At 64.6% G+C, this 24,501-nt stretch carries 20 protein-coding genes; 10 read left to right on the top strand and 10 right to left on the bottom strand.

Annotated features, from left to right (window positions below; translation table 11 throughout):
• Nucleotides 1–9: 9 nt before the first annotated feature.
• Genes ACMGT0_RS18920 through ACMGT0_RS18910 form a run of 3 tightly spaced genes read left to right on the top strand, consistent with a single transcriptional unit; the run spans nt 10 to nt 3,873 of the window.
• The gene (locus ACMGT0_RS18920; protein ID WP_054059299.1) at nt 10–1,137 is read left to right on the top strand and encodes an aminotransferase class III-fold pyridoxal phosphate-dependent enzyme; all 1,128 of its coding nucleotides are present in this window, start codon (nt 10–12) and stop codon (nt 1,135–1,137) included.
• A complete protein-coding gene (locus tag ACMGT0_RS18915; protein WP_054059271.1) occupies nt 1,115–2,455 on the top strand; it encodes an aspartate aminotransferase family protein in 1,341 nt (446 codons plus the stop codon). The genes ACMGT0_RS18920 and ACMGT0_RS18915 overlap by 23 nt, the downstream gene beginning before the upstream one ends.
• Nucleotides 2,456–2,457: 2 nt before the next feature.
• Nucleotides 2,458–3,873: an amidase gene (locus tag ACMGT0_RS18910; RefSeq protein ID WP_054059272.1), complete on the top strand. Its 1,416-nt coding sequence runs from the start codon at nt 2,458–2,460 to the stop codon at nt 3,871–3,873.
• 6 nt (nt 3,874–3,879) lie between these two features.
• Here ACMGT0_RS18910 and ACMGT0_RS18905 read toward each other — a convergent pair whose 3' ends face one another.
• The 3 genes from ACMGT0_RS18905 to ACMGT0_RS18895 form a co-directional block, all read right to left on the bottom strand.
• Nucleotides 3,880–4,791, bottom strand: a complete 912-nt coding sequence (locus ACMGT0_RS18905) for a DMT family transporter (protein WP_054059273.1) — start codon at nt 4,789–4,791, stop codon at nt 3,880–3,882.
• 153 nt (nt 4,792–4,944) lie between these two features.
• A complete protein-coding gene (locus ACMGT0_RS18900) occupies nt 4,945–6,135 on the bottom strand; it encodes a cyanate transporter (protein WP_054059274.1) in 1,191 nt (396 codons plus the stop codon).
• Nucleotides 6,136–6,609: 474 nt separating this feature from the next.
• Nucleotides 6,610–7,332 (bottom strand): pirin family protein, encoded by a 723-nt coding sequence (locus ACMGT0_RS18895; RefSeq protein WP_054059276.1) that lies wholly within the window; start codon nt 7,330–7,332, stop codon nt 6,610–6,612.
• Between the two features lie 223 nt (nt 7,333–7,555).
• Here ACMGT0_RS18895 and ACMGT0_RS18890 point away from each other — a divergent pair, with 223 nt between their 5' ends.
• On the top strand, nt 7,556–8,506 hold the full coding sequence (locus ACMGT0_RS18890) for a GlxA family transcriptional regulator (RefSeq protein WP_054059277.1): 951 nt from the start codon (nt 7,556–7,558) through the stop codon (nt 8,504–8,506).
• A gap of 185 nt (nt 8,507–8,691) precedes the next feature.
• Nucleotides 8,692–10,143 carry an ATP-binding protein gene (locus tag ACMGT0_RS18885; RefSeq protein ID WP_054059278.1) on the top strand — a complete coding sequence of 484 codons (1,452 nt, stop codon included), beginning with the start codon at nt 8,692–8,694 and terminating at the stop codon, nt 10,141–10,143.
• On the opposite strand, the gene ACMGT0_RS18880 is transcribed toward ACMGT0_RS18885, so the two are convergent.
• Together ACMGT0_RS18880 and ACMGT0_RS18875 are read right to left on the bottom strand one after the other, a co-directional pair.
• Nucleotides 10,135–12,921: an ATP-binding protein gene (locus tag ACMGT0_RS18880; protein WP_054064536.1), complete on the bottom strand. Its 2,787-nt coding sequence runs from the start codon at nt 12,919–12,921 to the stop codon at nt 10,135–10,137. The two genes, ACMGT0_RS18885 and ACMGT0_RS18880, sit on opposite strands and share 9 nt — an antisense overlap.
• A gap of 243 nt (nt 12,922–13,164) precedes the next feature.
• A complete protein-coding gene (locus ACMGT0_RS18875) occupies nt 13,165–13,620 on the bottom strand; it encodes a helix-turn-helix domain-containing protein (protein ID WP_054059280.1) in 456 nt (151 codons plus the stop codon).
• Nucleotides 13,621–13,880: 260 nt separating this feature from the next.
• Here ACMGT0_RS18875 and ACMGT0_RS18870 point away from each other — a divergent pair, with 260 nt between their 5' ends.
• The 4 genes from ACMGT0_RS18870 (at nt 13,881) to ycaC (ending at nt 18,056) form a co-directional block, all read left to right on the top strand.
• Nucleotides 13,881–14,804 (top strand): LysR substrate-binding domain-containing protein, encoded by a 924-nt coding sequence (locus ACMGT0_RS18870; protein ID WP_054059281.1) that lies wholly within the window; start codon nt 13,881–13,883, stop codon nt 14,802–14,804.
• A gap of 250 nt (nt 14,805–15,054) precedes the next feature.
• On the top strand, nt 15,055–15,471 hold the full coding sequence (locus ACMGT0_RS18865; RefSeq protein WP_054059282.1) for a DoxX family protein: 417 nt from the start codon (nt 15,055–15,057) through the stop codon (nt 15,469–15,471).
• A 46-nt stretch (nt 15,472–15,517) separates the two neighbouring features.
• Nucleotides 15,518–17,356, top strand: a complete 1,839-nt coding sequence (locus tag ACMGT0_RS18860; protein ID WP_054059283.1) for an amidohydrolase — start codon at nt 15,518–15,520, stop codon at nt 17,354–17,356.
• A 73-nt stretch (nt 17,357–17,429) separates the two neighbouring features.
• Nucleotides 17,430–18,056: an isochorismate family cysteine hydrolase YcaC gene (gene ycaC, locus ACMGT0_RS18855; protein ID WP_054059284.1), complete on the top strand. Its 627-nt coding sequence runs from the start codon at nt 17,430–17,432 to the stop codon at nt 18,054–18,056.
• A gap of 105 nt (nt 18,057–18,161) precedes the next feature.
• Here ycaC and ACMGT0_RS18850 read toward each other — a convergent pair whose 3' ends face one another.
• Nucleotides 18,162–19,181, bottom strand: a complete 1,020-nt coding sequence (locus tag ACMGT0_RS18850) for an alpha/beta hydrolase (RefSeq protein WP_054059285.1) — start codon at nt 19,179–19,181, stop codon at nt 18,162–18,164.
• A gap of 149 nt (nt 19,182–19,330) precedes the next feature.
• Between ACMGT0_RS18850 and ACMGT0_RS18845 the strand changes: the two genes are divergently transcribed.
• Nucleotides 19,331–20,227: a LysR family transcriptional regulator gene (locus ACMGT0_RS18845; RefSeq protein WP_054059286.1), complete on the top strand. Its 897-nt coding sequence runs from the start codon at nt 19,331–19,333 to the stop codon at nt 20,225–20,227.
• 39 nt (nt 20,228–20,266) lie between these two features.
• Here ACMGT0_RS18845 and ACMGT0_RS18840 read toward each other — a convergent pair whose 3' ends face one another.
• The 4 genes from ACMGT0_RS18840 to ACMGT0_RS18825 are packed head-to-tail and all read right to left on the bottom strand — an operon-like array spanning nt 20,267 to nt 24,484.
• A complete protein-coding gene (locus ACMGT0_RS18840; protein WP_054059287.1) occupies nt 20,267–20,668 on the bottom strand; it encodes a hypothetical protein in 402 nt (133 codons plus the stop codon).
• A 2-nt stretch (nt 20,669–20,670) separates the two neighbouring features.
• A complete protein-coding gene (locus ACMGT0_RS18835) occupies nt 20,671–21,405 on the bottom strand; it encodes a hypothetical protein (RefSeq protein WP_054059288.1) in 735 nt (244 codons plus the stop codon).
• A gap of 13 nt (nt 21,406–21,418) precedes the next feature.
• Nucleotides 21,419–23,836, bottom strand: a complete 2,418-nt coding sequence (locus ACMGT0_RS18830; protein ID WP_416769237.1) for a penicillin acylase family protein — start codon at nt 23,834–23,836, stop codon at nt 21,419–21,421.
• A 27-nt stretch (nt 23,837–23,863) separates the two neighbouring features.
• The gene (locus tag ACMGT0_RS18825) at nt 23,864–24,484 is read right to left on the bottom strand and encodes a 2OG-Fe(II) oxygenase (RefSeq protein ID WP_054059290.1); all 621 of its coding nucleotides are present in this window, start codon (nt 24,482–24,484) and stop codon (nt 23,864–23,866) included.
• Between the last annotated feature and the right edge of the window lie 17 nt (nt 24,485–24,501).

Genomic DNA, 24,501 nt, shown 5'->3' with positions numbered 1-24,501 from the left:
GAGCTTTTCATGAAAAATACTGACAAACAGATCATTACCGGCCAGTACGAGACCTATACCGACGGTGAGGGTCGCAAGATCATCGACTTGAGCGGCGGTTTCGGTTTCCAGGTACCTCAGGTGATCGAGGCCGTCAGCCGCCAGGCCGGCCTCATGGGGCTGTCCAATCGCGTGCTGATGTCCGAGCCGCTGATCGGCCTGTGCCGCACCCTGTCCGAGCTGTTGCCCGCGCCGCTGGTCAGCTCCTATGTCTGCAGTTCCGGGGACGAGGCGTTCGAAGGTGCGTTGAAACTGTGCAAGGGCCTCAAGCCCAAGGGCAACACCATCGTCTTCATCCAGGGCGGCGACTACGGCTCGTTGAGCTACGGGCGCTGCTTGAGCACATCGACGGACTATCAGGAAATCCAGCGTTTCCTCGGCTTCGAGCGGGTGGCGATCCAGCAGGTCGCCGACCTGGACAAGGTCGACTGGGCCGACTGCTTTGCGGTTTGCCATACCAGCACGGTGATCGACGAGGGCGGTCGCCTGCGGCTGATCGATCAGGCGCTGCTCGACCAGTTGTATGCCCGCGCCGCCAAGGCTTCGGCACCGGTGATCGCGGTCGATGTGCAGACCTGCCTGGGCAGCCTGGGCCAGCTGTTCGGCTTCCAGCGCTACCAGAACAGCCCGGACATCGTGGTGCTGGGCGGGGCGTTGGGCGGTGGGGCGATTCCCATCGGTACCTACACCTGTAGCGAAGAGATGGCCTACCAGGTCTATGGCCGCAGCAGCCCGGCGAAACACGGGAGCACCACTGCGGGCAATCCGATGGCCTGCCTGGCCGCGCTGACCGCGCTCGACTATGTGCGTCAGCATGACTGTGCCAGGCAGTGCCTGGACAACGGTCGGCTGCTGGCTCAGACGCTCGCTCCGCTGGGGGCGGTGGCCTACGGAGGCTGGGTCAGCCTGCCGCTGGCGGGCGATCTGAAACCGGCCCAATTGTGCCAGATCCTTTACGAACGCGGTGTCTACGTCACCGTGCCACGGGGCCGCGAACTGATTCTGCGGTGCCCGGTTACCGCGCGCCCCGAACCTGTCCAGCGTGCCGCCCAGATCATCAAGGAGACTCTCAGCCATGTCCTTAACTCTGCCGCATGAACAACTGCTGGACGATTGCCAGCGCCACTGGAGCGCCTCGGCAGCCAAGCTCTACCGCCTGGGCAAGACCAGCGTCGAGCAGCACACCGACGGTATCTACGTCACTGACCATGCCGGCAAGCGTTTCATCGACTGTGCCTGCAGTTATGGCGTGTTCATCGTCGGCCATCGCAACCCGCTGGTGCGCGAGCAGGTGCAGAACCAGCTGAACCGCATGGCCTGGGTCCCGGAAGGACGTGTGCACCCGCTGCAGCATGCCTTGTCCGAGCGCCTGCGGGATGTGGTACCGGGCGAATGGGGGGATGTCCAGTACATGGTTTCGGGCGCCGAGGCCATCGAACAGAGCCTGCGTTATGTGCTCAAGGTACAGAGCAACCGCCGCGGCATCGTGGTGATGGGCGACTCCTACCACGGCAAGACGCTGGCGGCGATGAGCATCCTTGGCCAGCAACAGCACCATCGCAGCTATGGCACCCATGCCCCACAGGTGACCTACGTGCCGTACGGCGACTTCGCCGCCCTGCAGAAAGCGGTGGGCGAGGGCGTGTGCGCGGTGTATGTCGAGCCGATTCTCGGGGGGGCGCACCTGCAGGTGCCGCCGGTGGGCTACATGGCCAACATCCGCGCCTTGTGCGATGCGACCGAGACCCTGCTGGTGGCCGACGAGATCCAGACCGGCTTCGGCCGTTGCGGCAAATGGTTCGCGGTGCAGTATGACGACGTGGTGCCGGACATCATGATCCTCTCCAAGGGCCTGACCGGTGGCTACACCTCGTTCGCCTGCGCCATGTACAGCCAGCGGCTGAGCCGGCAGTTCCCGCTGGCCGAGATCGAACCCGACCAGCGCACCAATGGCGGCCATCCGGTGGCCTGCGCCTCGGCGCTGGCGGCCATCGACTACATCGAGGAGCACGACCTGGTCGAGCAGTCGCGGATCAACGGCGGCCTGCTGCGCCATGGCCTGCAACGACTGGCCGAGCGCTATCCGGCTATCATCGAGGATGTCCCGGGGGTGGGCCTGATGACCGGCCTGCGTCTGCGCGGTTCGGTGTATGAGGCACTGATGAGCATGGAACTGGGCAAGCGCGGTATCCATGCCGGGCATTCGATGAATGAAAAGGCCCGGCGTCCGGTGCTGCGTTTCTACCCGCCACTGAACATCACGCCCGAGGCCCTGCGCCATGTGCTGACCATGACCGAGGAGGCGCTGGAAGCCATCGCCCGGCGGCCAAGGCTGGGGATCAAGGCGTTCTCCCTGGTGGTGCGCAACATGTATCAGATCCCCAACAAGCTGCTGCGCAGCAAGGCGGAGGGGTGAGCATGTTCAATCCGGATACCCTGACCCTGCGGGAAATGGCCGGTCTGCTGCGCCGCGGCGCGCTGACCAGCGTCGAGCTGCTGGAGTTCTATCTGCAACGCATCGCCGAGCGCAACCAGGCGATCAATGCCGTGATTCAGCTCGAGTCCCTCGACGAGTTGCTGCGCCAGGCCCGGGAAGCCGATGAACTGGCCAGCCGCGGCAGGTTTCTCGGCCCTCTGCACGGGGTACCGCTGACGATCAAGGATGTCTGCCACGTGCGCGGCTTCCGCATGTCGCGCGGCCTGGAGGAACTGCTCGGCGAGCCCAGCCGGCAGGACGCCACGGTGGTCGCGCGGCTGCGCGAAGCCGGTGCGATCATTCTCGGCATCACCAACGTGCCCGAGCTGTGCATGGCCTTCGAAACCGAGAACCTGTTGTACGGGCGCACGCTCAATCCCTACGATGCCCAGCGTTCCGCCGGTGGCAGCAGCGGCGGTGAGGCGGCGGCCATCGCCGCCGGTTGCTCACCGGCCGGGCTGGCCTCGGACGCCTGTGGCAGCGTGCGGATTCCGGCGCATTTCAACGGTATCTGCGGGCTCAAGCTGACCCAGGGGCGGGTGCCCCTGACCGGCCAGTTCCCCAACGACCGCTCCGGGCTGTTCCACCTGACCTCGGCGTTTGGCGTGATGGGCCGCTATGTCGACGACCTGGCGCTGCTCGGGCCGTTGATCAGCGGGGCCGACGGCCAGGATCCGGATACGGTCGATGTGCCGTTCGCCCAGAGCAAACCCCTGGGCGAGCTGCGGGTGGCACTGTCCTGGGAGTCCAGCCGGACCCGGGCCAGCGCCGCGGTGAAAGAGGCGCTGCAGCGCGTCGAGGCCTGCCTGCAAGGTGTGGTCGCCGACGTGAGTCCGGCGCTCCCTTCGATGCTCGACGAAGCCTGCGATATCCTCTGGCGGGTGTTCATCACCGGCGCGGACGCCGGCCGTGGCTGGCAGAAACTGTTCCAGGCCATGGGCAAGCAGGCCTATACCCCGGCCACGGCGGAACTGGTTCGGCGCAGTGAGCAGGTCGAGTTGAGCGTGGATGAGCTCAAGCGTGACTGGATCGCCATCGATACCTTCCGCTACCAGTTGGCGAAGTTTTTCGCCGAGCACGACCTGTTCATCTGTCCGGTGTACCCGGACGTCGCCTTCGCCCATGGCGAGTCGCTGGAAGACCGCGATCGCTACGCTTTCGTGTTCCCGTTCAGCCTGTCGGGTTCGCCGGCGGTGGTCATTCGCGCCGGCCATGATCCCGACACCGGCCTGCCGATCGGCATCCAGCTGGTGGGGCCGCACTGGCAGGAAGCGCGTCTGCTGGCGGTGGCGGCGCTCCTTGAGCGTCAACTGGAACGCTGGGCCCCGGTGGCGCCCCGGGGCACCGTCCTGCGCTGAGGTTTCTCAGGCCAGGACCGGCTTGGTGCTACGGCTGCCCAGCACCAGTGCGCCCATGCCGACACCCACCAGCACGGCACCGACGGCTTCCACCAGCGTCGGTTGCTGGCCCAGCCAGAACCAGTGGAACAGGGTCACGAACAGGGTATTGAGGTAGACATAGGAAATCACGGTCGACGGGGCGATCACCCCGATGGCCCGATGCAGCAGCCAGAAGGTCGCCAGGGTGCCAAACAGCGCCAGGTACACCAGCCAGAACAGATCCCGCCCCGTCAGCAGCGCACCGCTGCGCCAGCCACCGCTGAATACGCAGAACACCAACAGAAACAGCGAGCCGAAGAGCATGTTCCAGAAGGTCATCGCCACCGGGTCGCGTCCTTTGAGCACCTTGTTCTTGAAGCGCTGGCTCAGGGGCGAGTAGAGCGCCATCGCCAGGCAGCCGATGATGAAGACGATCACCGGGTAGGGGGCGGGCAACTCGCCCGGAGCGGCCCCCTTGAGAATCAGCAGCACGGCGCCCACCGCGGCGAGCGTCATCGGCAGCAGGCGCGCCCTGAGGCTGGCGCTGGGCAACAGAAAGGCCTCGAAGCCCAGGGTCATCAGCGGCACCAGGGTGTACAGCGTCGCGGTGTTGACCGCCGTGGTATAGCGCAACGCCTCGAACAGCGAACCGAAATACGCCGCCAGCAGCAGGCCCAGCACGGCGTGGGCCAGCAGGCCCCTGGCGGTCAGCGCAGACTTGTTGTTCAGAAGCAGCAGCGGCAGGAACAGCAGCGCGGAAAACAGCAGGCGCAACCCGGTCAGCAGGATCGGGTCAATCGATTGGCCGACTTCGGCGGCAGCGAAGAATGACGCAGCGATCAGCAGCGCCCAGATCAGCATGCCCCAATGTGCGGCAGCGAAACCGACTTGTTTCATGAGTTTCTCCAGGAATGAGGGTGAGTGGCCCGGGTGGGCGAATGCCCCGTGCCCGGTTTGAACAGGGACAGACGGGGCAGGGGGGTGTCGCAGCAGAAGAGGCGGTCCTTTCAAGCCATGCCGGGCGACCTGGCTTGAAAGGACCGTCGATGACTAGCGGATATGCTGGGCGTAATGCTTGGGGTTGAACCGCAGCACCATCAGGATCATCACGGCCATCACCGCGGCCAGCGACCACCAGGCCCATTCGAAGCTGCCCAACTGGTCGCGGATCACCCCGGCGATCAGCGGCGACAGGCCGGCGATCAGGTAGCCGATGCCCTGCACGAAGGCGGTCAGGCCACCGGCGCGGCGGGGGTCTTCCAGGTGATCGAGGGAGACGATCAGGCTCATCGGGAACAGGCCGCCGATACCCAGGCCCAGGAGGCAGGGCCAGAGCAGGGTGAAGTGTTGCGGGCTGAGGATCAGGCCACAGAAACCGGCGATGATCAGCCCCAGCAATACGGCCAGCACCAGGCGCCGGTCCTGGCTGCGGTTGGCCAGCGCCGGGGTGACCAGGCCGGACACCACTTCCATGGCGGTCAGCAGGCCCAGCAGCAGGCCGGCGCTCTGTTCGCTCCAGCCTTTCTCCACGTAGTAGGGGGCCAGCCAGGCCAGCACGCAGGTATAGGACGCCGTGCCGAGGCCGAAGAAAATCGCCAGCAGCCAGGCCCGCGAGTTACCGGCGAACGACTCCTGCCGGGTTTTGCCGGGCGCCTGTGGCAAGGCCGGTACCGCCGAGCGCTGGGCGTACCAGATGACCAGCGCCACCAGCGCCAGCAACGCCCAGATCGCCAGGCTGATGCGCCAACTGCCGGTCTGGGCCAGGACGAAGGGCGAGAACGAAGCCGCCACCGCCGCGCCGCCCATGATCGAGGTGACGTACACCCCCATGAACAGCGAGACGTTGTTGCTGAAGCGTGACTTGATCAGCGCCGGCATCACCGCCTGGATCAGGGCGATCCCGAGGCCGGCCAGCACCGCACTGAGGATCAGCTCGGTGGTGCTGTTCAGGTACAGCCGCGAAGCGGTGGCCAGGCCGATCACCAGCAGCGACACGACGATGGTGCGGTGTTCGCCGAAGCGCAGGGCCAGGCGCATGCCGAGAAACATTGCCAGGCCCATGGCCATGACTGGCAACATGGTCAGCAGGGCGGCAGCACTGAAGCTGAGTGGGATATCACCGCGAATCGCCGAGAGCAGCGGGCCGACAGCGGCCATCGAGGGCCGCAGATTGAGTGCGACCAGTACCACGCTGACCATCAGCCAGACGGCATGAGCGCTTGAAGCTCTAACGTTTTCCATGTGGGAGCCTTCCATGACAAAGCTCCAATTAGGCCACCGCTTGTCGACAGGGGCAATTTGAAAAACTAATGGGGTCGATTGAAAAATTAGGTGGGTACCGGGTTGACGGTACCCTCCGGCAGGCGCTTGGCAGGCGTTCGGCCCCGTCCTGCCTGGTCGTCATGACGGGTCGAGCGGTATGCGCCGCAGCCGGCCGGTCAGGGGCGCGTTGCCTTGGTCTGGCATGGGCAGCGAGCGCCCGGACAGTCCCATGCCCGCGCAGACGATCACCGCTCCCGGCACCGGGCACAGGTTGGAGGGGGTATCCAGCTGACGAGCGAGCACACTGACCGTGGCGGCTTGCAGGTTGCAGCTCAGCATGCCACGGGCGATGCCGAACACAACCAGCGGTCTGATGCCACAAGCGCGGGCCTGCGGGTAGCCGGCCCATGGGTACGGCCCGAGGGCAACAGGCCCCCGGGCTGTCGATTGGCCTCATGGCATTTGCGGCAGTTCTTCGGGGCGCAGGTCGAACACCAGCACTTCGGCATCCACGCCATTGGCCAGGGTCAGCAGGCGTTCCTGACGAACCCGCACGCCGTCACCGGTCTGCAGCACCAGGCCGTTGAGCTCGACGCTGCCGCGGGCGACGTGGACATAGGCGTAGCGGTTCTCGGCCAGTTCCAGGCTGGCGCTTTCCTTGCCATCGATCAGGCCGGCATAGACCCGCGCGTCCTGGCGGACCTTCAACGAGCCCTGGTCGCCATCGGGGGAGATGATCAGGGCCAGACGGCCACGCTTCTGTTCTTCGCTGAAATGCTGCTGCTGATAGCGTGGGGTGGCGCCACTGACGTCGGGCACGATCCAGATCTGCAGGAAGTGCACCAGCTCGTCGTGGGAGTGGTTGAACTCACTGTGGGCCACGCCGGTACCGGCGCTCATCAGTTGCACGTCGCCGGGGCGGATCACCGAACCGGTGCCCAGGGTGTCCTTGTGTTCCAGGGCCCCTTCGAGCACATAGGAGAAAATCTCCATGTCCCGGTGCGGATGCTGGCCGAAGCCCTTGCCGGCCGCGACGCGGTCATCGTTGATCACCAGCAGGTCGGAAAAACCCTGCTCGTTGAGGTTGCGATAGTTGGCAAAGGAAAAGGTGTGGAACGACTTCAACCAGCCATGGTTGGCAATGCCGCGGTCGGAAGCTTTACGAAGCGTGAGCATGATGAATTCTCCTTGGGGGACGTGGATTCGTCCGAGTGAGGAGCAGCTTAATGTTTACTCATCAGTTCAATAAGTAGATGGAAATTGAAAGACCGTCTCTCTCCAGTTGACAGTCTGGGTCGCCCCTCCTGTATCCTTGCCATGCACCACAGTCGCGCCGGGTAGCCATCCCCCGGGTGATCGTGTGGGCGCTCCCCGTTGAAAGTGAAGTGATGTCCAAGCAATGAAAACCGTGGCTATGGTGCTGTTTCCTGACTTTCTGCTGCTCGACATGGCCGGGCCCATGGAGGTGTTCTCCATGGCCAACCGCTACCTCAAGCCCGCTGACCACTATCAGCTCCTGACCATTGGCAGCGAACCGGGAGCGTTGCGCGCCTCCAACGGCGTGCGCGTCCAGGCCGACCAGGGCCTCGACCAGCCGCCTTCGGCCTACGACCTGCTGCTGGTCCCGGGCGGTCCCGGTGGCTACAACCGGACCCATCCGCAATTGGTCGACTGGCTGCGGCAGGCGGCCGAAAAGGCCACCAGCTATGGTTCGGTCTGCACGGGGGCCTTTGTGCTGGGGCATGCCGGTCTGCTCGACGGCCACCGTGTCACCACCCACTGGAACTACACCGAGCGCCTGGTCAAGGCCTTTCCCGCGGCCATGGTCGAGACCGATCGGATCTACCTGCGCGATCGCAGGCTGCTGACCTCCGGTGGTGTCACTGCCGGTATCGACCTGGCGTTGGCGGTGGTGGCCGAGGACCACGGCAAGAAGGTCGCCCAGGACGTGGCGAAGGTCCTGCTGGTGGTGATGAAGCGTCATGGCGGGCAGGCGCAGTTCAGCCCGCTGACCGCGGCGGTCGCACCGCAGCAGACGCCGGTGACCCGGGTGCAGAACCATGTGCTCGAACACCTCGACGAAGCGTTCAGCATCCAGAGCATGGCTGCCCTGGTGAACATGAGCCCACGCCATTTCTCGCGCATGTTCCTGCGCGAGACGAACATGACGCCCATGGCGTTCGTCCAGAACGCCCGCATCGATTACGCCCGGAGCCTGCTGGAAAGCACCGACCTGCCGCTCAAGACCGTGGCCTACAAGAGCGGTTTCGGCAGCGTGCGACACATGCGTTTCCTGTTCGGTGAAAAACTCGGGCTGACCCCCATCCAGTACCGCGAGCAGTTCAGCTGAGGCACGTTTGTCCGCCTCGCGCACCGGGAAGTCCGTAACGCTCCCCCAGGGACGGTTGTTCCGTCACCCATGCCTGCCAAGATGGATGCGGATATTTCGCAAGGGAGGTGTGGGTCCGCTGGAACACTTCGCGCGTCGGCTCTGGCCACGTCGATGTCGGGGCCGGCTCGGGCCCGCGAGTATAGATGAACAGCCTCAGACAATGGGCGGGCGATGCGCTGCTGCGCTTTGGCCCCTATGCCTTTCACCTGCGCCAGCGACTGGTCCTGGAAGGCGAGCGACCGCTGCGCATGGGTGGCCGTGCGCTGGATATTCTGCAGGTGCTGCTCGAACAGGCGGGCAGTGTGGTCAGCAAGGACGAACTGATCGCCCGTGTCTGGCCGACCTCGGTGGTCGAGGAAATCAACCTGCGTGTGCACATTGCCGCCTTGCGCCGGGCCCTGGGTGACGGCGAGGGTGGTCAGCGCTACATCATCAACGTTCCGCAGCGCGGCTACAGCTTCATTGCCTCGGTGCAGCGCGAACAGGCGGCGTTGCCGGTCCTGCTGGAAACCGCACTCAGGCCCCAGCACAATCTGCCGGCCCGGCTGACGCCGGTGACCGGACGCGATTCGCTGGTCGGCAGCCTGGTGCGTCAGTTGCCGGTGCGGCGCTTCATGACCCTGACCGGACCGGCCGGTGTCGGCAAGAGCACCACCGCGCTGCGGGTCGCCGAACTGCTGTTGCAGCACTACCGCGATGGTGTGTGGATGATCGACCTGGCCACGCTCGAGGATCCGGCGCAGGTGGTCGGGCAACTGGCGCGCAGCCTGGAACTGGACAACGACCTGAACGGCCTGGCCGAACGGCATACCCTGGTGGTGCTGGACAACTGCGATCAGTTGCGTGACGACTGCCGGGCCCTGACCGGGCAGTTGCTGGCGGCGGCACCGCGGCTGTCGCTGCTGGTCACCAGCCGCGAGCCGCTGGCGGCCTGCGATGAATACGTACAGCGCCTGCCCCCCCTGGCGGTGCCACCGGCGTCGGCACTGCACAGCGTCGAGCAAGCCATGGGCTACTCGGCGGTGCAATTGTTCGTCAGTCGGGCCCGGGCTTGCCAGCAGGGCTTTTGTCTGCGCGAGCGGGATCTGCTCGCGGTCCGCGATATCTGTCGCCGGCTCGACGGTCTGCCGCTGGCGATCGAGCTGGCGGCAACGCAGATCGGCGCATTGGCGCTGGTGGGCCTGCAGGCCCAGCTCGACAACTGTTTCCAACTGCTGACCCAGGGCCGCCGAACCGCCGAGCCGCGCCACCGGACGCTCAAGGCGGCGCTGGACTGGAGCTACGAGCGCCTGGCACCGCCGGAACGCATCCTGTTGCAGCGCCTGGCGGTCTTCAAGATGGGCTTCACCGTGGAGGCGGCCATCGCGGTCGTTGGCTTTGAACCGCTGGAACCGGCGCAACTGCCGCCATTGCTGGCCAGCCTGACCGACAAATCACTGCTGGGAGTGGAGCAGGGCAGCGGTGCGCCGCGTTACCGCCTGCTCAACACCACCCGCACCTATGCGCTGGAGCAGTTGCAGCGTAGCGGGCACCAGCGCCTGGTGGAGCAGCGCCATGTCGAGTATCTGGGTTGGGCGCAGCGGGTCTCAGGCTGACCGGCGTGGCTCCAACTGATCGAGCAGTTGCACAGCCACGAGCAGGTCGGGTGTCTCACCGCCTTCGCTGAACCGCCGATGGACCGCCGCCAGCAGTTCGTGGGCCGGGCAATAGCGACCCTGCTGCTGCCATAGCCGTGCCAGCGAGGTGGCACTGCGCAGTTCCCAGGCCAGGGCACCTTGCGCCCGGGCTATGTCGATGGCCTTGAGCAGCATGGCTTCGGCGGCTTCCAGGTGATGCTGTGCCAGCAGCTTTTCGGCCTGGGCGCGCAGGATCTCCGCGCAGCTCCAGCCGGCCGCACCGCTTTCGGCGCGTTCGAGCAACGCGTCGTCGACCAGGCGGCGGTCGAGGGTCACCAGGATCTCCTTCACCAGGCCGCTGCTGGCCGGGATCAGGGTGACCGGTGTTTGCTTGTCGATCACCTGGGCGTAATGCCGGCCCCAGTTCTGGAACAGCGCGACCGAGTGCTTCTGCGCCTGGCCCAGCAGCGTCTGCAGCAGTTCCCGGGCGGTTTCGGTGTCGCCGTTGCAGTAGGCGATCGGGCAGCCGGCCAGCGCCAGGGTGTAGCAGATCGAGGTGCCATGATTGACCTGCAGGGCGAGGTCCAGTGCCTGCCGGGCGGTGCGCCAGGCCTGCTGAGGCAGGCCCTGCAGCCAGAGGATGCGTGCCAGGACGGTCAGGGCGGCGACGCCCTGGTCGTACTGCACGCCAAAGTCGCGGGTGAAACGGTTGACGTGATCGCTGTGGGCCAGGCGCTGCAGTACCTGTTCGGCGAGCTCCCGGGCCAGGTGCTGGTCGCCGGAATAGTGCAGCGCCAGCACCCGCAGGCGCTGGGTGCCGAGCGACAGCGGGGTATCGCCCAGCGCCAGTTGGTCGAACTGCCGGCTCAGTTCCAGGGCCAGCCGGTAGTTGCCGTTGCTGAGGTTGGCGGTCATGTGCCCGGACACCGCCTTGAGCTGGCCGCCGAGTTCGCCATGGTATTCGGCCAGGGCCTGGGCGCTGCTGAAGGTGTCGATGGTTTCGCTGCTGCCGCCCTGGCTGTGGTAGCAGGCGTTGCCCAGGGCCAGCTTGAGCGCGATGGTCAGGCGTGGGCAGGGATCGGCCGTCCTTTCGAGCAGCTTGAGCGCCTTGCGCACATGGTCGCCGTGTTCCTTGGGCAATGACAGCTCCTGCCACAGGGGCGCCGAGGCGGCCGCCAGGCGGATTGCCAGGCTTTGCGGGCCCTGGGGCCCCAGCCCCCAGTCCAGCGCCGCGCGCAAGTCTTCCAGGCCGCGGGCGTAGCGCTCCAGCCAGCGTTCGGTAGCGGTGTGTTCCCACTCGACCTGGGCCTGTTCCATCAGGGCCAGGCAGCGTTCGGCGTGGCGCCTGCGGGTTCCCGGCAACTCGCAGGCCAGGTCGAGTTTTTCCAGGGCGTAGTGGCGGGTGGTGTCGAGCAGCCGGTAGAACACCTCTTCGTCACCCACCTCGACGTTCAGCAGCGACTTGGCCACCAGTTGCGTGATCGAGGCGAACACCTCACCGGCTTCGACGTTCGCGCCCCTGATCACCGCGGTGGCCGAATCCAGGGTGAAGCTGCCGCGGAACACCCCCAGCCGACGCAGGCAGGTCTGCTCGTTGGCGGTCAGCAGTTGGTAACTCCAGTCCAGGGTGGCGCGCAGGGTCTGGTGGCGGCCCAATGGCGTCTGGCCGCCTTGGGCCAGCAGGCGAAAGCTGTCCTGCAACTGCGTGAGCAGGCCGTCCAGGCCGAGGTCGTCGACCTGGGCGGCGGCCAGTTCGATGGCCAGTGGAATGCCGTCCAGGCGGCGGCAGATCTCGATGGCCTGGGGCAGTTGCTCCCGGGTCAGTTCGAAGCTGTCCTGGCTGGCCATGGCCCGCTCGACGAACAACTGCAGGGCGGGGAAATCCAGGGCCCGGGCGTGGTCCTGGGCGGCTGCCGGCGGCGGGCAGTCGAGCGAGTCCAGACGCTGCACGAACTCGCCTTCGGCTCGCAGGCTCTCGCGGCTGGTGGCCAGGATATGCACCTGCGGGGCGCCCCGCAGCAGGCTTTCGCACAGCGGCGCGACGGCGTCGAGCAGGTGTTCGCAGTTGTCGATCACCAGCAGCATCTGCCGTTCGCGCAGGCAGGCGACGATGCTGGCGGTGGGGTCCGTCTCCTGCACGGGAATTTCGAGCAGCGTCGCCAGATGCGTGGCGGCCAGCGCCGGATTGTCGAGCGGGGCCAGGTCGAGCAGGCGAATGCCGTCCCGATAGCGGCCGATCAGTTGCTCGGCGACGCTCAGCGCCACGGTGGTCTTGCCGATGCCGCCGGGGCCGACCAGGGTGATGAAGCGCTGGTACGAGAAGTGCCGGAGCATGGCGGCGAGCAGCGCCTGGCGACCGATCATGCGGGTCCGGCGTATCGGCAGGTTGTGGCTGGCCGGCGCGGCGCCTTGCGGCTGTTGTTCGAGCAGGCCCCGCTGGCAGGGGGCGACGAAGCTGTAGCCGCGCTGGGCCACGGTGACGATGTAGCGCTGCCCGGCCTGGCCGTCGCCCAATGCCTTGCGCAGCGCGGCGATGTGCACCCGCAGGTTGATGTCCTCGACCACGCTGTCGGGCCAGACCCGGGCCATCAGCTCCTGCTTGCTGACCAACTGCCCGGCGTGCTCGAGCAGGATCAACAGGATGTCCATGGCCCGCCGCCCCAGTCGCAGAGGGCGGTCGCCCTCCAGAATCAGGCGTTGTCCGGGATAGGTTCGATAGGGGCCGAAACGCACGGCCTGCTCGAGTGAAAGGGTCAACGGGTCACTCCTGCTCGCTTTTTCTTCTGATCGTCCTCCGTGGTTCGTCGACGGAGGCGGCGGATGATCCGGGGCGCACGCAAGGCCCTGTCCATCACGCAATATCCGTGCATATTCCTCAGGTTTTGGCGGTTGTGCAATGTAGTGGCAGGTTGCCCCTGGCCGCCGGGGCAACTGCCATCCGTTTCACGACGGATGACCGGCAGGGTGTGGCGGCGAGGGGCAGGGCGGTGGAGCTCGGGATTACCGGGCGCAAGGCTTCTCGACATAGCACAGGTGGCGCTCACCCCGTCGGGCAGGCCTGTCGGCCAACTGTTGGCAGCGCCAGGCGAACGGGTTGATCCCCTCACTTCGCGTGAAGATGTGGCAGAAGTACGCCTGGTCGCAGAACCCGCAGTCCAGGCTGATCTGCGTCAGGCTCAGGTCGGTCTCGCGGATCAGGTGCTTGGCCCGCTCGATCCGCTGCTGGCGAATCCAGTCCTGGGGCGAGAGTCCGGTGCTGCACTTGAAGGCCCGGGAGAAATGGCTGCGCGACAACGAGCAGGCGCGGGCCAGCTCGCTGATCTCCAGGGTTTCGCTCAGGCGCTCGAGGATCAGTTGCTTGACCAGGTTTTCCCGCCAGGGCGACAGGCCGCCGGTGGTGGAATTGCGGGTTTCGCTGGCACAGGGCGCAGCGGCGATGTGCTGTGTTTGAACCATGGCCAAAGTCCGTGTCGAGGTGAGGGGCGCTGGCGCACAGCACGTCGAGTCAGCACCGTCCCACGGGAAATACAGGTAGGGGTTGAGGTCACCATTGTTGGACGAGGGCCGTTAAGGGGCGAGTTAAACGTTGTTAATTCCGTGTCCGGCCAGGGTGTGGCGCAAGGCTGGCAACTGAGCACATGCTTTCAAGTATAGAAGGTGGGCGCCGATGGATACTGGAGGATCGCCCCCGGCTGACCGATGAGGAGACTGTGCCGATGAACCGAAACGACCTGCGCCGCGTCGACATGAACCTGCTGGTGATTTTCGAAGCCCTGATGTTTGAAAAGAACCTGACCCGGGTCGCGGAAAAGCTCTTCATGGGCCAGCCGGCCGTGAGCGCGGCCCTGGGCCGCCTGCGCGACCTGTTCGACGACCCGCTGCTGTTGCGCAACGGCCGCGGCATGGAGCCGACGGCACGGGCCCTGGCGATTCTCAAGGAACTGCAGCCGGCCATGGACACCATCTCCGGCGCGGTCAGCCGGGCCAAGGATTTCGATCCGGCGACCAGTCGCGACGTGTTTCGCATCGGCCTGTCCGATGATGCCGAGTTCGGCCTGTTCCCGCCGTTGCTGAGCCAGTTGCGCGAGGAGGCGCCGGGGATCATCGTCGTGGTGCGCCGGGCCAACTACCTGCTGATGCCGTCGCTGCTGGCCTCCGGGGAGATCTCCGTCGGCGTGAGCTACACCACCGACCTGCCGGCCAACGCCAAGCGCAAGATGCTGCGCGACATTCCCTGCAAGGTGCTGCGTGGCGACGACCGCCCGGGCCCGCTGACCCTGGACGAGTACTGCGAGCGGCCCCATGCGATGGTGTCGTTCTCCGGCGACCTGAGCGGCAACATCGACCTTGACCTGGCGAAGATCGGCCGCACCCGCCGGGTGGTACTGGGCGTACCGCAGTTCAGCGGGTTGCGGGCGTTGCTGGCGGGGACCGAGATGATCGCCACCGTGCCCGACTATGCCGCCTGCGCCCTGGTCGAAGGTTGCGCCCTGCGCGCCGAGGACCCACCGTTCGAGATCGATGCGGCGCAACTGTCGATGGCCTGGAGCGGCGTACATGACAACGACCCGGCCGAACGCTGGCTGCGTTCGCGGATTGCGCAGTTCATGTCCGCGCCACTGAACATCCCCGCGCCCTAGAGGGCCTTCGCCGATGAGTCCCCCACAAGGCCAGCGCCGCTCTCAAGGCATGCGCTGCGTGGCAGTCGGATTCATCCGCGAAGAGGCCATCGAGCCTTGCCCGGGCTCTCGACGGCCGCCATGACAGCCTGAACACCGCTTCTCTGGAAAGAGAGCACGTACATTCAATTTTTCCGCAGCCCGCCCCCGCACTATCGGTAAACAGTCCGGCGTCCCGACGCCGGTGGTTTCTCTTGGTGATGGGTGGATCATGAACGCTTCGTGCTGGAATGAACGGGCGCAGGCCCTCGGCTTGCTATTCATGCGCGTCAGCGCCGCGGTGTTTCTGCTCTGGGTCCATGGCCTGCCGAAACTGCTGCACTACAGCGCCGAGCTGCAGAACATCGAAGACCCTTTCCACTTGGGCGCGAACCTGACCCTGCTGCTGGCGATCTTCGCCGAAGTGTTCTGCCCGCTGCTGATCATCGCCGGCGTACTGGTACGCCTGGCCTGCTTGCCTATTCTCTGTGTATTGCTGGTGGCACTGGTGTTCGTGCACCCGGAGTGGACCCTCGCCGAAGGCCAGTTCGCCTGGCTGCTGCTGATCCTCTTCACCAGCCTTTTCATCGCCGGTCCCGGACGACTGGCGCTCAACGATCGTTTCGCCGGGATCTGGCGCATTGCCTGAGCCGCTGGCGAGCCTTTTCCATTTCTACCCTGACGAAGGAGACGCGATGAACGCCGATCTGATTCTGTTCAATGGTCAATTCCATACCGTTGACCGTGAAAAACCCCGGGCCAGCGCCGTGGCCATCCGTGAAGGCCGCTTCGTGGCGGTCGGCACCGATGCCGAGGCCATGGCCTTTCGGGGTGCGGGCACCCAGCTCATCGACCTCAAGGGGCGTTGCGTGATTCCGGGTCTGAACGACTCGCACCTGCACCTGATCCGTGGCGGCCTGAACTACAACCTCGAACTGCGCTGGGAAGGCGTGCCCTCGCTGGCCGATGCCCTGCGCATGCTCAAGGACCAGGCCGACCGCACGCCGACGCCACAGTGGGTGCGCGTGGTCGGCGGCTGGAACGAATTCCAGTTCGCCGAAAAACGCATGCCGACCCTGGATGAGCTCAACCAGGCCGCGCCTGACACTCCGGTGTTCGTACTGCACCTGTACGACCGTGCCTTGCTCAACCGCGCCGCCCTGCGCGTGGCCGGCTATACCCGTGACACGCCGAACCCGCCGGGTGGCGAGATCGTGCGTGACAGCAACGGCGAGCCGACCGGCATGCTGGTGGCCCGGCCGAACGCGATGATTCTCTACTCGACCCTGGCCAAGGGGCCCAAGCTGCCGCTGGAATACCAGGTCAACTCGACCCGCCAGTTCATGCGTGAGCTCAACCGCCTGGGCCTGACCAGCGCCATCGACGCCGGCGGTGGCTTCCAGAACTACCCCGATGACTACCAGGTGATCGAGCAGTTGGCCAAGGACGGGCAACTGACCGTGCGCATCGCCTACAACCTGTTCACCCAGAAACCCAAGGAAGAACTGGCCGACTTCAAGAACTGGACCGGCAGCGTCAAGCTGCACCAGGGCGACGACTTCCTGCGGCACAACGGGGCCGGCGAGATGCTGGTGTTCTCCGCCGCCGACTTCGAGGACTTCCTCGAGCCGCGTCCGGACCTGCCGGCCAGCATGGAGGCCGACCTGGAACCGGTGGTTCGCCACCTGGTCGAGCATCGCTGGCCGTTCCGCCTGCACGCCACCTACAACGAATCCATCAGCCGCATGCTCGACGTGTTCGAGAAGGTCAACCGCGACATTCCGTTCAACGGCCTGCCCTGGTTCTTCGACCATGCCGAAACCATCACCCCGCAGAACATCGAGCGGGTGCGGGCGCTGGGCGGCGGTATCGCGATCCAGGACCGCATGGCGTTCCAGGGTGAGTACTTCGTCGATCGCTACGGTGCCAAGGCCGCCGAAGCCACGCCACCGATCAAGCGCATGCTGGCCGAAGGCGTGCCGGTCGGTGCCGGTACCGATGCCACCCGTGTCTCCAGCTACAACCCGTGGACCTCGCTGTACTGGCTGGTCAGCGGTCGCACCGTGGGCGGCCTGTCGCTCTATGAGGAAGGCCTGTCCCGGGCCACCGCCCTGGAACTGTTCACCCACGGCAGCGCCTGGTTCTCCTCCGAACAGGGCAAGAAAGGCCAGATCAAGGTCGGGCAACTGGCCGACCTGGCGGCCTTGAGCGCCGACTTCTTCAGCGTCGAGGAAGAAGCCATCAAGTGGATCGAGTCGGTGCTGACCGTGGTCGGCGGCAAGGTGGTATACGCCGCCGACGACTTCGAGAAGCTCGGCCCGGGCAGCCTGCCGGTGCTGCCGGACTGGTCGCCGGTGGCCAAGGTGCCGGGGCACTGGCGTCCGAATGCGCCGATGCAGGCGCAGGTCCACCTGTGCAGCGGCCCTTGCGCCGTGCACGCCCACAGTCATGAGCGGGCCCGTCAGTCGAACGTGCCGGTCAGCGACTTCCAGGGCTTCTGGGGCGCCTTCGGCTGTTCCTGCTTCGCCTTCTGATTTCCCACCCTACGGCGCCGGTCGATCCGACCGGCGCCCCTTCACCTCGCTGTCTAATAGATGGAGCCTCGAAATGAGCAACGTTCCCTACAAACGCCTGGACAAGAATGACGCGGTGGTTCTGCTGGTCGACCACCAGACCGGCCTGATCTCGCTGGTGCAGGACTTCTCGCCGAACGAGTTCAAGAACAACGTGCTGGCCCTGGCCGACTGCGCCAAGTTCTTCAACCTGCCCACCATCCTGACCACCAGCTTTGAACAGGGTCCCAACGGCCCGCTGGTGCCGGAACTGAAAGAAATGTTCCCGGATGCGCCGTACATTGCCCGTCCAGGCCAGATCAACGCCTGGGACAACGAAGACTTCGTCAAGGCGATCAAGGCCACCGGCCGCAAGCAACTGATCATCGCTGGCGTGGTGACCGACGTTTGCGTGGCGTTCCCGACCCTGTCGGCCTTGGCTGAAGGCTTCGACGTGTTTGTGGTGACCGATGCTTCCGGTACCTTCAACGACACCGTACAGCAGGCTGCCTGGAACCGCATGACCCAGGCCGGCGCGCAGATGATGAACTGGTTCGCGGTGGCCTGTGAGCTGCACCGTGACTGGCGCAACGACATCGAAGGCCTGGGCAACCTGCTGTCGCAGCGGATCCCCAACTACCGCAACCTGATGAACAGCTACGCGGCGCTGACGGCCAAGTAAGCTTTTTGCTTCAACGCAAAACCCGCCGCAACGAGTGCGCTCGTTGCGGCGGGTTTTTCTGCATGGGAAGGGTCATCCTTGACCGCACGTTTTTCGTCTGAGTCCTTACTTGAGGTGGGTCTTGAGTTCCAGGGCTGCCTGACGCATCGCCGCTTTCACCTCAGGAATGCCGTTCAGCGGGTTGAGCAGGCCGAAGTCATGGATCATGCCGTTGTAGCGCACGCTGGTCACCGGCACACCCGCCGCGTCCAGGTGACGGGCATAGGCTTCGCCCTCGTCGCGCAGCACGTCGAACTCGGCGGTCTGCACCAGCGCCGGCGGCAAGCCGCGAAGCTGTTCGGTGCTGGCCCGCAGGGGCGAGGCGTGAATCTGGGCCCGCTCGGCGCTGTCGGTGGTGTAGTTGTCCCAGAACCACTTCATCATGCCCTTGGTCAGGAAGTGGCCCTCGGCGAACTGCTGGTACGACGGCGTTTCGAAGCTGGCATCGGTTACCGGCCACAACAGCAGCTGGAAGCGCAGTTGCGGGGTTTTGTGTTCCTTGGCCATCAGCGCCACGACCGCCGCCATGTTGCCGCCGACGCTGTTGCCGGCCACCGCCAGGCGCTTGCTGTCGATCCCGATGTCCTGGCCGTGCTCGGCGACCCATGCGGTCGCGCCGTAGGCCTGGTTGATCGCGGTCGGGTAGTGCGCTTCCGGCGACGGGGTGTAGTCGACGTAGACCGCCACCGCACCGGAGTCGACCACCAGGTCGCGGATCAGCCGCTGGTGAGTCGGGAAGTCACCCAGTACCCAGCCGCCGCCGTGGAAGAACATGAAGGCCGGCAGCGGGCCCTTGACCTTGGCCGGACGGACGATCTTCAGGGTGACGGGTTGACCGCCCACCTGGATCGAACGCTCGCTGACTTCGATACCCGAGAGGTCGACCTTCACCGAGGCCTGCGCGCCGGTCAGGACCGCACGGGCATCACGTGGGCTCAGTTGCTCCAGGGGCCCGCCACCGCCGGCGGCGAGGGCATCGAGGAACGCCTGGGTGTTGTGTTCGACGCCGGGGCTGCCGGCAGCGAAGGCCTGGCCGACGCTGAGGGCGAGGAGGGTGGTGGTCAGGGTCTTTTGTACGATGTTCATGGTGAAATCCTTTTGATTTGATTGATCTGCGTCAAGGGCGTTTGGCGACCGACTCAGTGGCTGTCGCTGCAACGTGTGAACAGATTAATGGGATGCCAGAACACGAAAAAGCGGCTATAAAGCGTTTTACTGTCAACCAAGGGGTGACAATGAACCCGTTCGAAGATATGCGTATTTTCTGTCAGGTGATGGACTCCGGCAGCTTTACCGCCGCTGCCGACCAGTTGGGCCTGTCCAAGCAGTTCGTCAGCCGGCGTCTGATGCAACTCGAAGAGCGCCTGGGCGTGCGGCTGCTCAACCGTTCGACCCGGCGCCTGGATGTCACGCCCCTGGGGCAGAGCTACTACGAGTCGGCCTTGCGTCTGCTGGGCGAGGTCGAGCAGGTGGAGCAGGGTATCGCCGGCCAGACCGCCGAGCCCCGTGGCACCATTCGGCTGAGCGCACCGCTGTCGTTCGCCCTGGCGCACCTGGGCTGCCTGCTGCCACCGTTTCTGCAGCGCTATGGCGAAGTCAGCGTCGAGGTCGATCTCAGTGACCGGCCGGTGGACCTGCTCGGCGAGGGCTACGACCTGGCGCTGCGGATCGGTACGCTGGAAGATTCGTCACTGATCGCCCGCCGTATCGCCAGCATCGACCGGGTGTACTGCGCCAGCCCCGAGTACCTGGCCGAGCACGGCACGCCGCTCAAGCCTGACGATCTGCATTTCCATGACTGCCTGCCCTATGGCCACGGTCGCCAGGTGCAATGGCGTTTCACCGGACCGGGCAAGCCGGTGGTGGTCAACGTCACCGGGCGGATGCGGGTCAACAACGGCGAACTGCTCCGGGACGCCGCCATTTCCGGAATGGGCATCACCTACCTGCCGATCTTCATCGTCGGGGCGGCGCTGGAGGATGGCCGGCTGGTGCCGGTGCTGAATGAGCTGCGTCCCGAGCCGCTGGTGCTGTCGGCGGTGTATCCGCAGCATCGCCAGGCTTCGCGGCCGGTGCAGGCGTTCATCGAGTTTCTGCGTGAGCGCCTGGACCGCATCGAGGGCCGGCTCTAGTGGCCTGTACGGCGATCAACGACACAGGCCACCAGTCCCTCACGAAGGGCGCGTTCGAAAGGGCCGCCTGGAGTCCTCGAACCAATAGACCGTCGTGAAGTAGCCCCAGCCGATCAGGAGTGAGGGCGCGATCGTCAACAGCACGTTGGGCGTGCCCGCCTGCATGTGAACCGCTGCCGACAGGCTGCTGAACAGGCTCACCACGGCCAGTGGCACCAGCGCGCGTCGAACCCGCAAGGGCCAGCCGGCACACATTCGCGCCAGCCTGAACATCAGCGACAGCGCGACCAGCGTCGAGCCATAGCTGATCAGCCCTTGAATGGCCGCCGCCAGGCCCATCGCGGCCATGCCGTGATCGGCGTTGGAGATCGCCGCCAGCGAACCATAGAACATGGCCGCCGGCAGTGCCGAGAGCAGGAGGGATCGCGTGTTCGCTCCCATGGCTATCGGATGATCTTTTCTTTGACGAACCACTCCGAGTCGGGTTGCAGCGCCACCACGCAGAGGATCTGGTCCGAGTAGGTGACGTGCCGGATGAAGTGCGCGTTGGTCACCTCATCGCTGGACATGTCCATCTTCGGGAAGAAGTTGGGCGCGACCGAACTCTGGCCACCGGGGATGACCCCGGTGTTCACATCCAGCACCAGGTCCTTGGACAGTGAGCGAACGATCTCCAGCGCCAGTGACGACATCTCGGCATCCTGCACCTCAAGGCGCAGGTCGGGGTAGAAGCGGGCCGACGGGACCCGTGCGGACATGACCCGGAACATGTTGTAGACCACCGGGTTGTAGGTCTTGGCCACGATCAGGCGCGGCAGGCCGATGGATTGGATGACGTTTTTCAGAAAGAACTGATTGAGCTTCTTGAACAGCGTCGAGCCCCGGTACTCATCGGCGATCATCGCCGTCCACAGATAGAGGAACGACGATGAGCCGAATGGCAGGCTTTTCGCCCCGATGATCCCCACCACCCGCTCGCTTTCCGAGTCGATGGCCAGCGCCAGGTGCTCGTAAGTGTCGAAGATACCGGGCTGGTTGCCAAAGTATTGCCTGACATCGTATTCGGGCATTCCCCGTTGCAGATCCTCGACGATCTTGACCTTGAAGCTCTCCGGGAAATTACGGCCGACAACCGAGTAATCCAGGTCCCAATCCGTGCTGCTTGTCTGTCTGTTCATAGGCGACCTTGATTCAGAGTTTGTTGTCTGGGAGAAATTTGAGTGCATGGTTTTCGGACGTCTGTGTCGACGGCTGGATCCTGATGTAGTCGCCGCGTGCCCAGAGCCTGTTCATGTCCACATAACCGTTGAATTTGATGCCGGTGTTGGAAGAGGACAGGATGTAGCGGGAGTTATCGAGGTTCGACAGGTCGGCCACCATCCTGAAGGTGGCGGCAATGTTGGTGTTGAACGGGTTGGCCGGATCGCTGTAGTTGTAGCGGCCGACGTTCACCGTGAAATTGTCGCCCCCCAGGTTGTTGCGGTTGTCGAAGAACCAGGCCATGGGGCTTTTGTGCAGGGGCACATGTTCTCCAACCGCGGCGTGCGCGCGCCCCCATTTCCAGCCGCTGACGTCAGCACCGTATTTGTCCCGGATCTGTTGCAGCGACAGGTTCAGGGAGGCCAGCAGCACCTGCTGGCAATGGTCATCGGCCCCACACCAGAAACCCTGGTCGGCCTTCCCGCTCAGCACCAGGTTGAGAAAGGCATCGTAGTTGCGCTGGTTCCAGCCGGCGGCCAGCAGTTCCTTGCCGATTTTCGGCTCCAGTAACGCCTGGGTGAGGTTCTTCACCCAGTAGGCGGCGATCAATGGCGCTGCCGACTCAGGATCGGAGTCGAACCGCCAGGCCTTGAGCAGGTTCAATTGCTCCGGTTTCGACGCCAGCCCGTCGAGGGGTGCGAGCATTTTCGGCAGCAGGTCGGCCAGGGACGACGAGTAGCGATCGAGCTGGATATCGGTGGAGGTTTGCAGGGTATGCGGTGCACGCTCCTTCAACAGTGCCATGATGCGGTCGTAGCGATAGGGCAGGACCCAGTCATGGCCGAAGTTGAACGCATAGTTGTCGGGCACGATGCGGTTGTTGGCGGTGGCGATGTAGCCGCTGGCCGGGTTGAACTGCCTGGGCTTTGCCGCTTCGGGCACATAGCCGGTCCAGTCGTACTTGGCTTCCCAGCCCGGCGCGGGGCCCTGGCCGAGGAGGTCGTCGTCCTGCGCCTTGACCGGTACCCGGCCGGCGGACACATAGCCGATGTTGCCGGCCGTGTCCCCATAGACCATGTTCTGCGGCGGCAGGCCGAAATCGGCGGAAGCCTGCAGGAACTGCGGCCAGTTCTGCGCGTGGTTGATGCCCAGGATGCTGTCGAAGGTCTTGTCGTTGGGATCCAGCCCGGTCCAGGCCAGGGCGATGACCACGGATTTCCTGTCGCCGATGGCCTGCTGCGCGGGCTGGTAGATATCGCTGATGACCGGGCCGTGCCGGGTGTGGCGCACCGACAGGGTAATCGGTGCCGCCCCCTTGACATTGATCTGCTCCTGCACCACCCGGAATGGCTGGTAGGTCGAATCCGAGGACAGGTACAGATTGCTGTCCGACGGATTCAGCTTCTCCAGGTACGCATCCTGGACGGACGAGCCGGTGTTGGTGTAGCCCCAGGCGATCTTCCTGTTGTGTCCGATCACGAACAGGGGCGCCCCGGCATAGGTGGCTCCCACCAGCGCCGAATCGGGTGTCTCCAGGGCTGCCAGGTAAAACAGCGCCGGGTTGGTCAGGCGCAGGTGCGGATCGTTGGCCAGGATCGGCTTGCCCGATACGGTATGGTCGCCGGCAATCACCCAGTTGTTCGAGCCGACACCCTCGACGCTCGAGGGCGGCAGCTTGTCCAGCAGGGCCAGGCCCGTGCCGGACGCGTCCAGGTTGTTGTACAGCGCGGCATAGTCGCGGGTCTTGACCGGCGCACTGTCCGGGTAAGGGGCGAACACCTCGTTGATCTGCGCGACGCTGAGGTTTTTCGACAGCGACAGGCGTTGCAACTGCATGCCGAGGTTGGAGCTCAGGGTCCACGAAAACAGCAGGTGCAGTGCGACGGAGTCCGAAGGCTCCCAGTGCCGGGGCGCCGGGGAGCGGGTCAGGGAAAACTCCACCGGCAGGCGATCGCCAAACTTGTCGATGAAGAAATTCACCCCGTCGCTGTAGCTGCGCAGAATGTCCTGGGTCTGCGGCTTCAGTTGCTGAAAGATCAGCTCGGCGTTTTTCCTGAAGCCCAGCGTCCGGGCAAATTTATCCATCTCCACTGTCGAGCTGCCAAAGGTCTCCGACAGGGTGCCGCTCGCGTAATTCCTGCTGAACTGCATCTGCCACAGCCGATCGCGGGCATGGCTGTACCCCAGCAGGAAATACGCATCGCGCTCGTTGGCGGCCTTGATGTGTGGAACGGCGTTGGCATCCCAGGCGATACTGCCTTTATCGGAAATACCCTTCGGTACTTCCAGGACGCCGGTCTCGAACACATTGGACAGCGTGATGTTGTGCATTACATACATCACGCCGGCCGTGGCGACGGCGAATGTGCCGAAAACGCCATAGAGCATTATTTTTACCGATGTTTTCATGACATCCCACTTCCCGGATCAGTGAAATCACGCCACCCGACGATTTTTCTCTGCGTACTTGCTCACGAAAAACACCAGCGATACCCGTTCACCCTCGGTGACGGCTTCGACCTGATGGGGGAAGGAACAATCGGTGATCACCAGGGACTGCAACTCGGGGCGGATCAGATTCACCTGTTCGTCCTGTTTGTTGAAAATCAGGAATTCGCCACCGGCGAAGTGCTTGCCCAGTTGCAGGACGATCGAATAGAGGTAGTCGGGGTTGCTATCGATATCCAGGTGTTTGCCGATGAAGGAGCCGTCCTTCATCTTGTTGACCTGCATGCGCCGAATATGGAACTCGTCGCCATCGAGCAGCCGGGAGACGAAACTCAGCAATTTGTCGTTGCACACCAGCGAGATCATGTGATCGGCGAGCGGCTGGTTGACCCGGGTCGGTCGTTCGACATCGGTCATGAAACGGGCGACCGTGAGGTCGTTGAGTTCGTCGGCGTCACCGATATACACCTGCTCCCAGGGCAGCGACGGGTTGGCCAGGATGGCATTGATTTCATCCCAGTCATCCTGGCTGTACAGAAACCCGGTGGCGCTGGAGTAAAAAGAGCCGTTGTTTGCCAATTCTTTTTTTGCGACTTCGACAATGTTCATTTCACGTTCCTTCGTTG

It is taken from the genome of Pseudomonas sp. RHF3.3-3, assembly GCF_048069595.1.
Classification (GTDB): Bacteria; Pseudomonadota; Gammaproteobacteria; order Pseudomonadales; family Pseudomonadaceae; genus Aquipseudomonas; species Aquipseudomonas fuscovaginae_B.
Note: the sequence above shows the minus strand (reverse complement) of the source record. Positions and strands in the feature narration are given on the sequence as shown.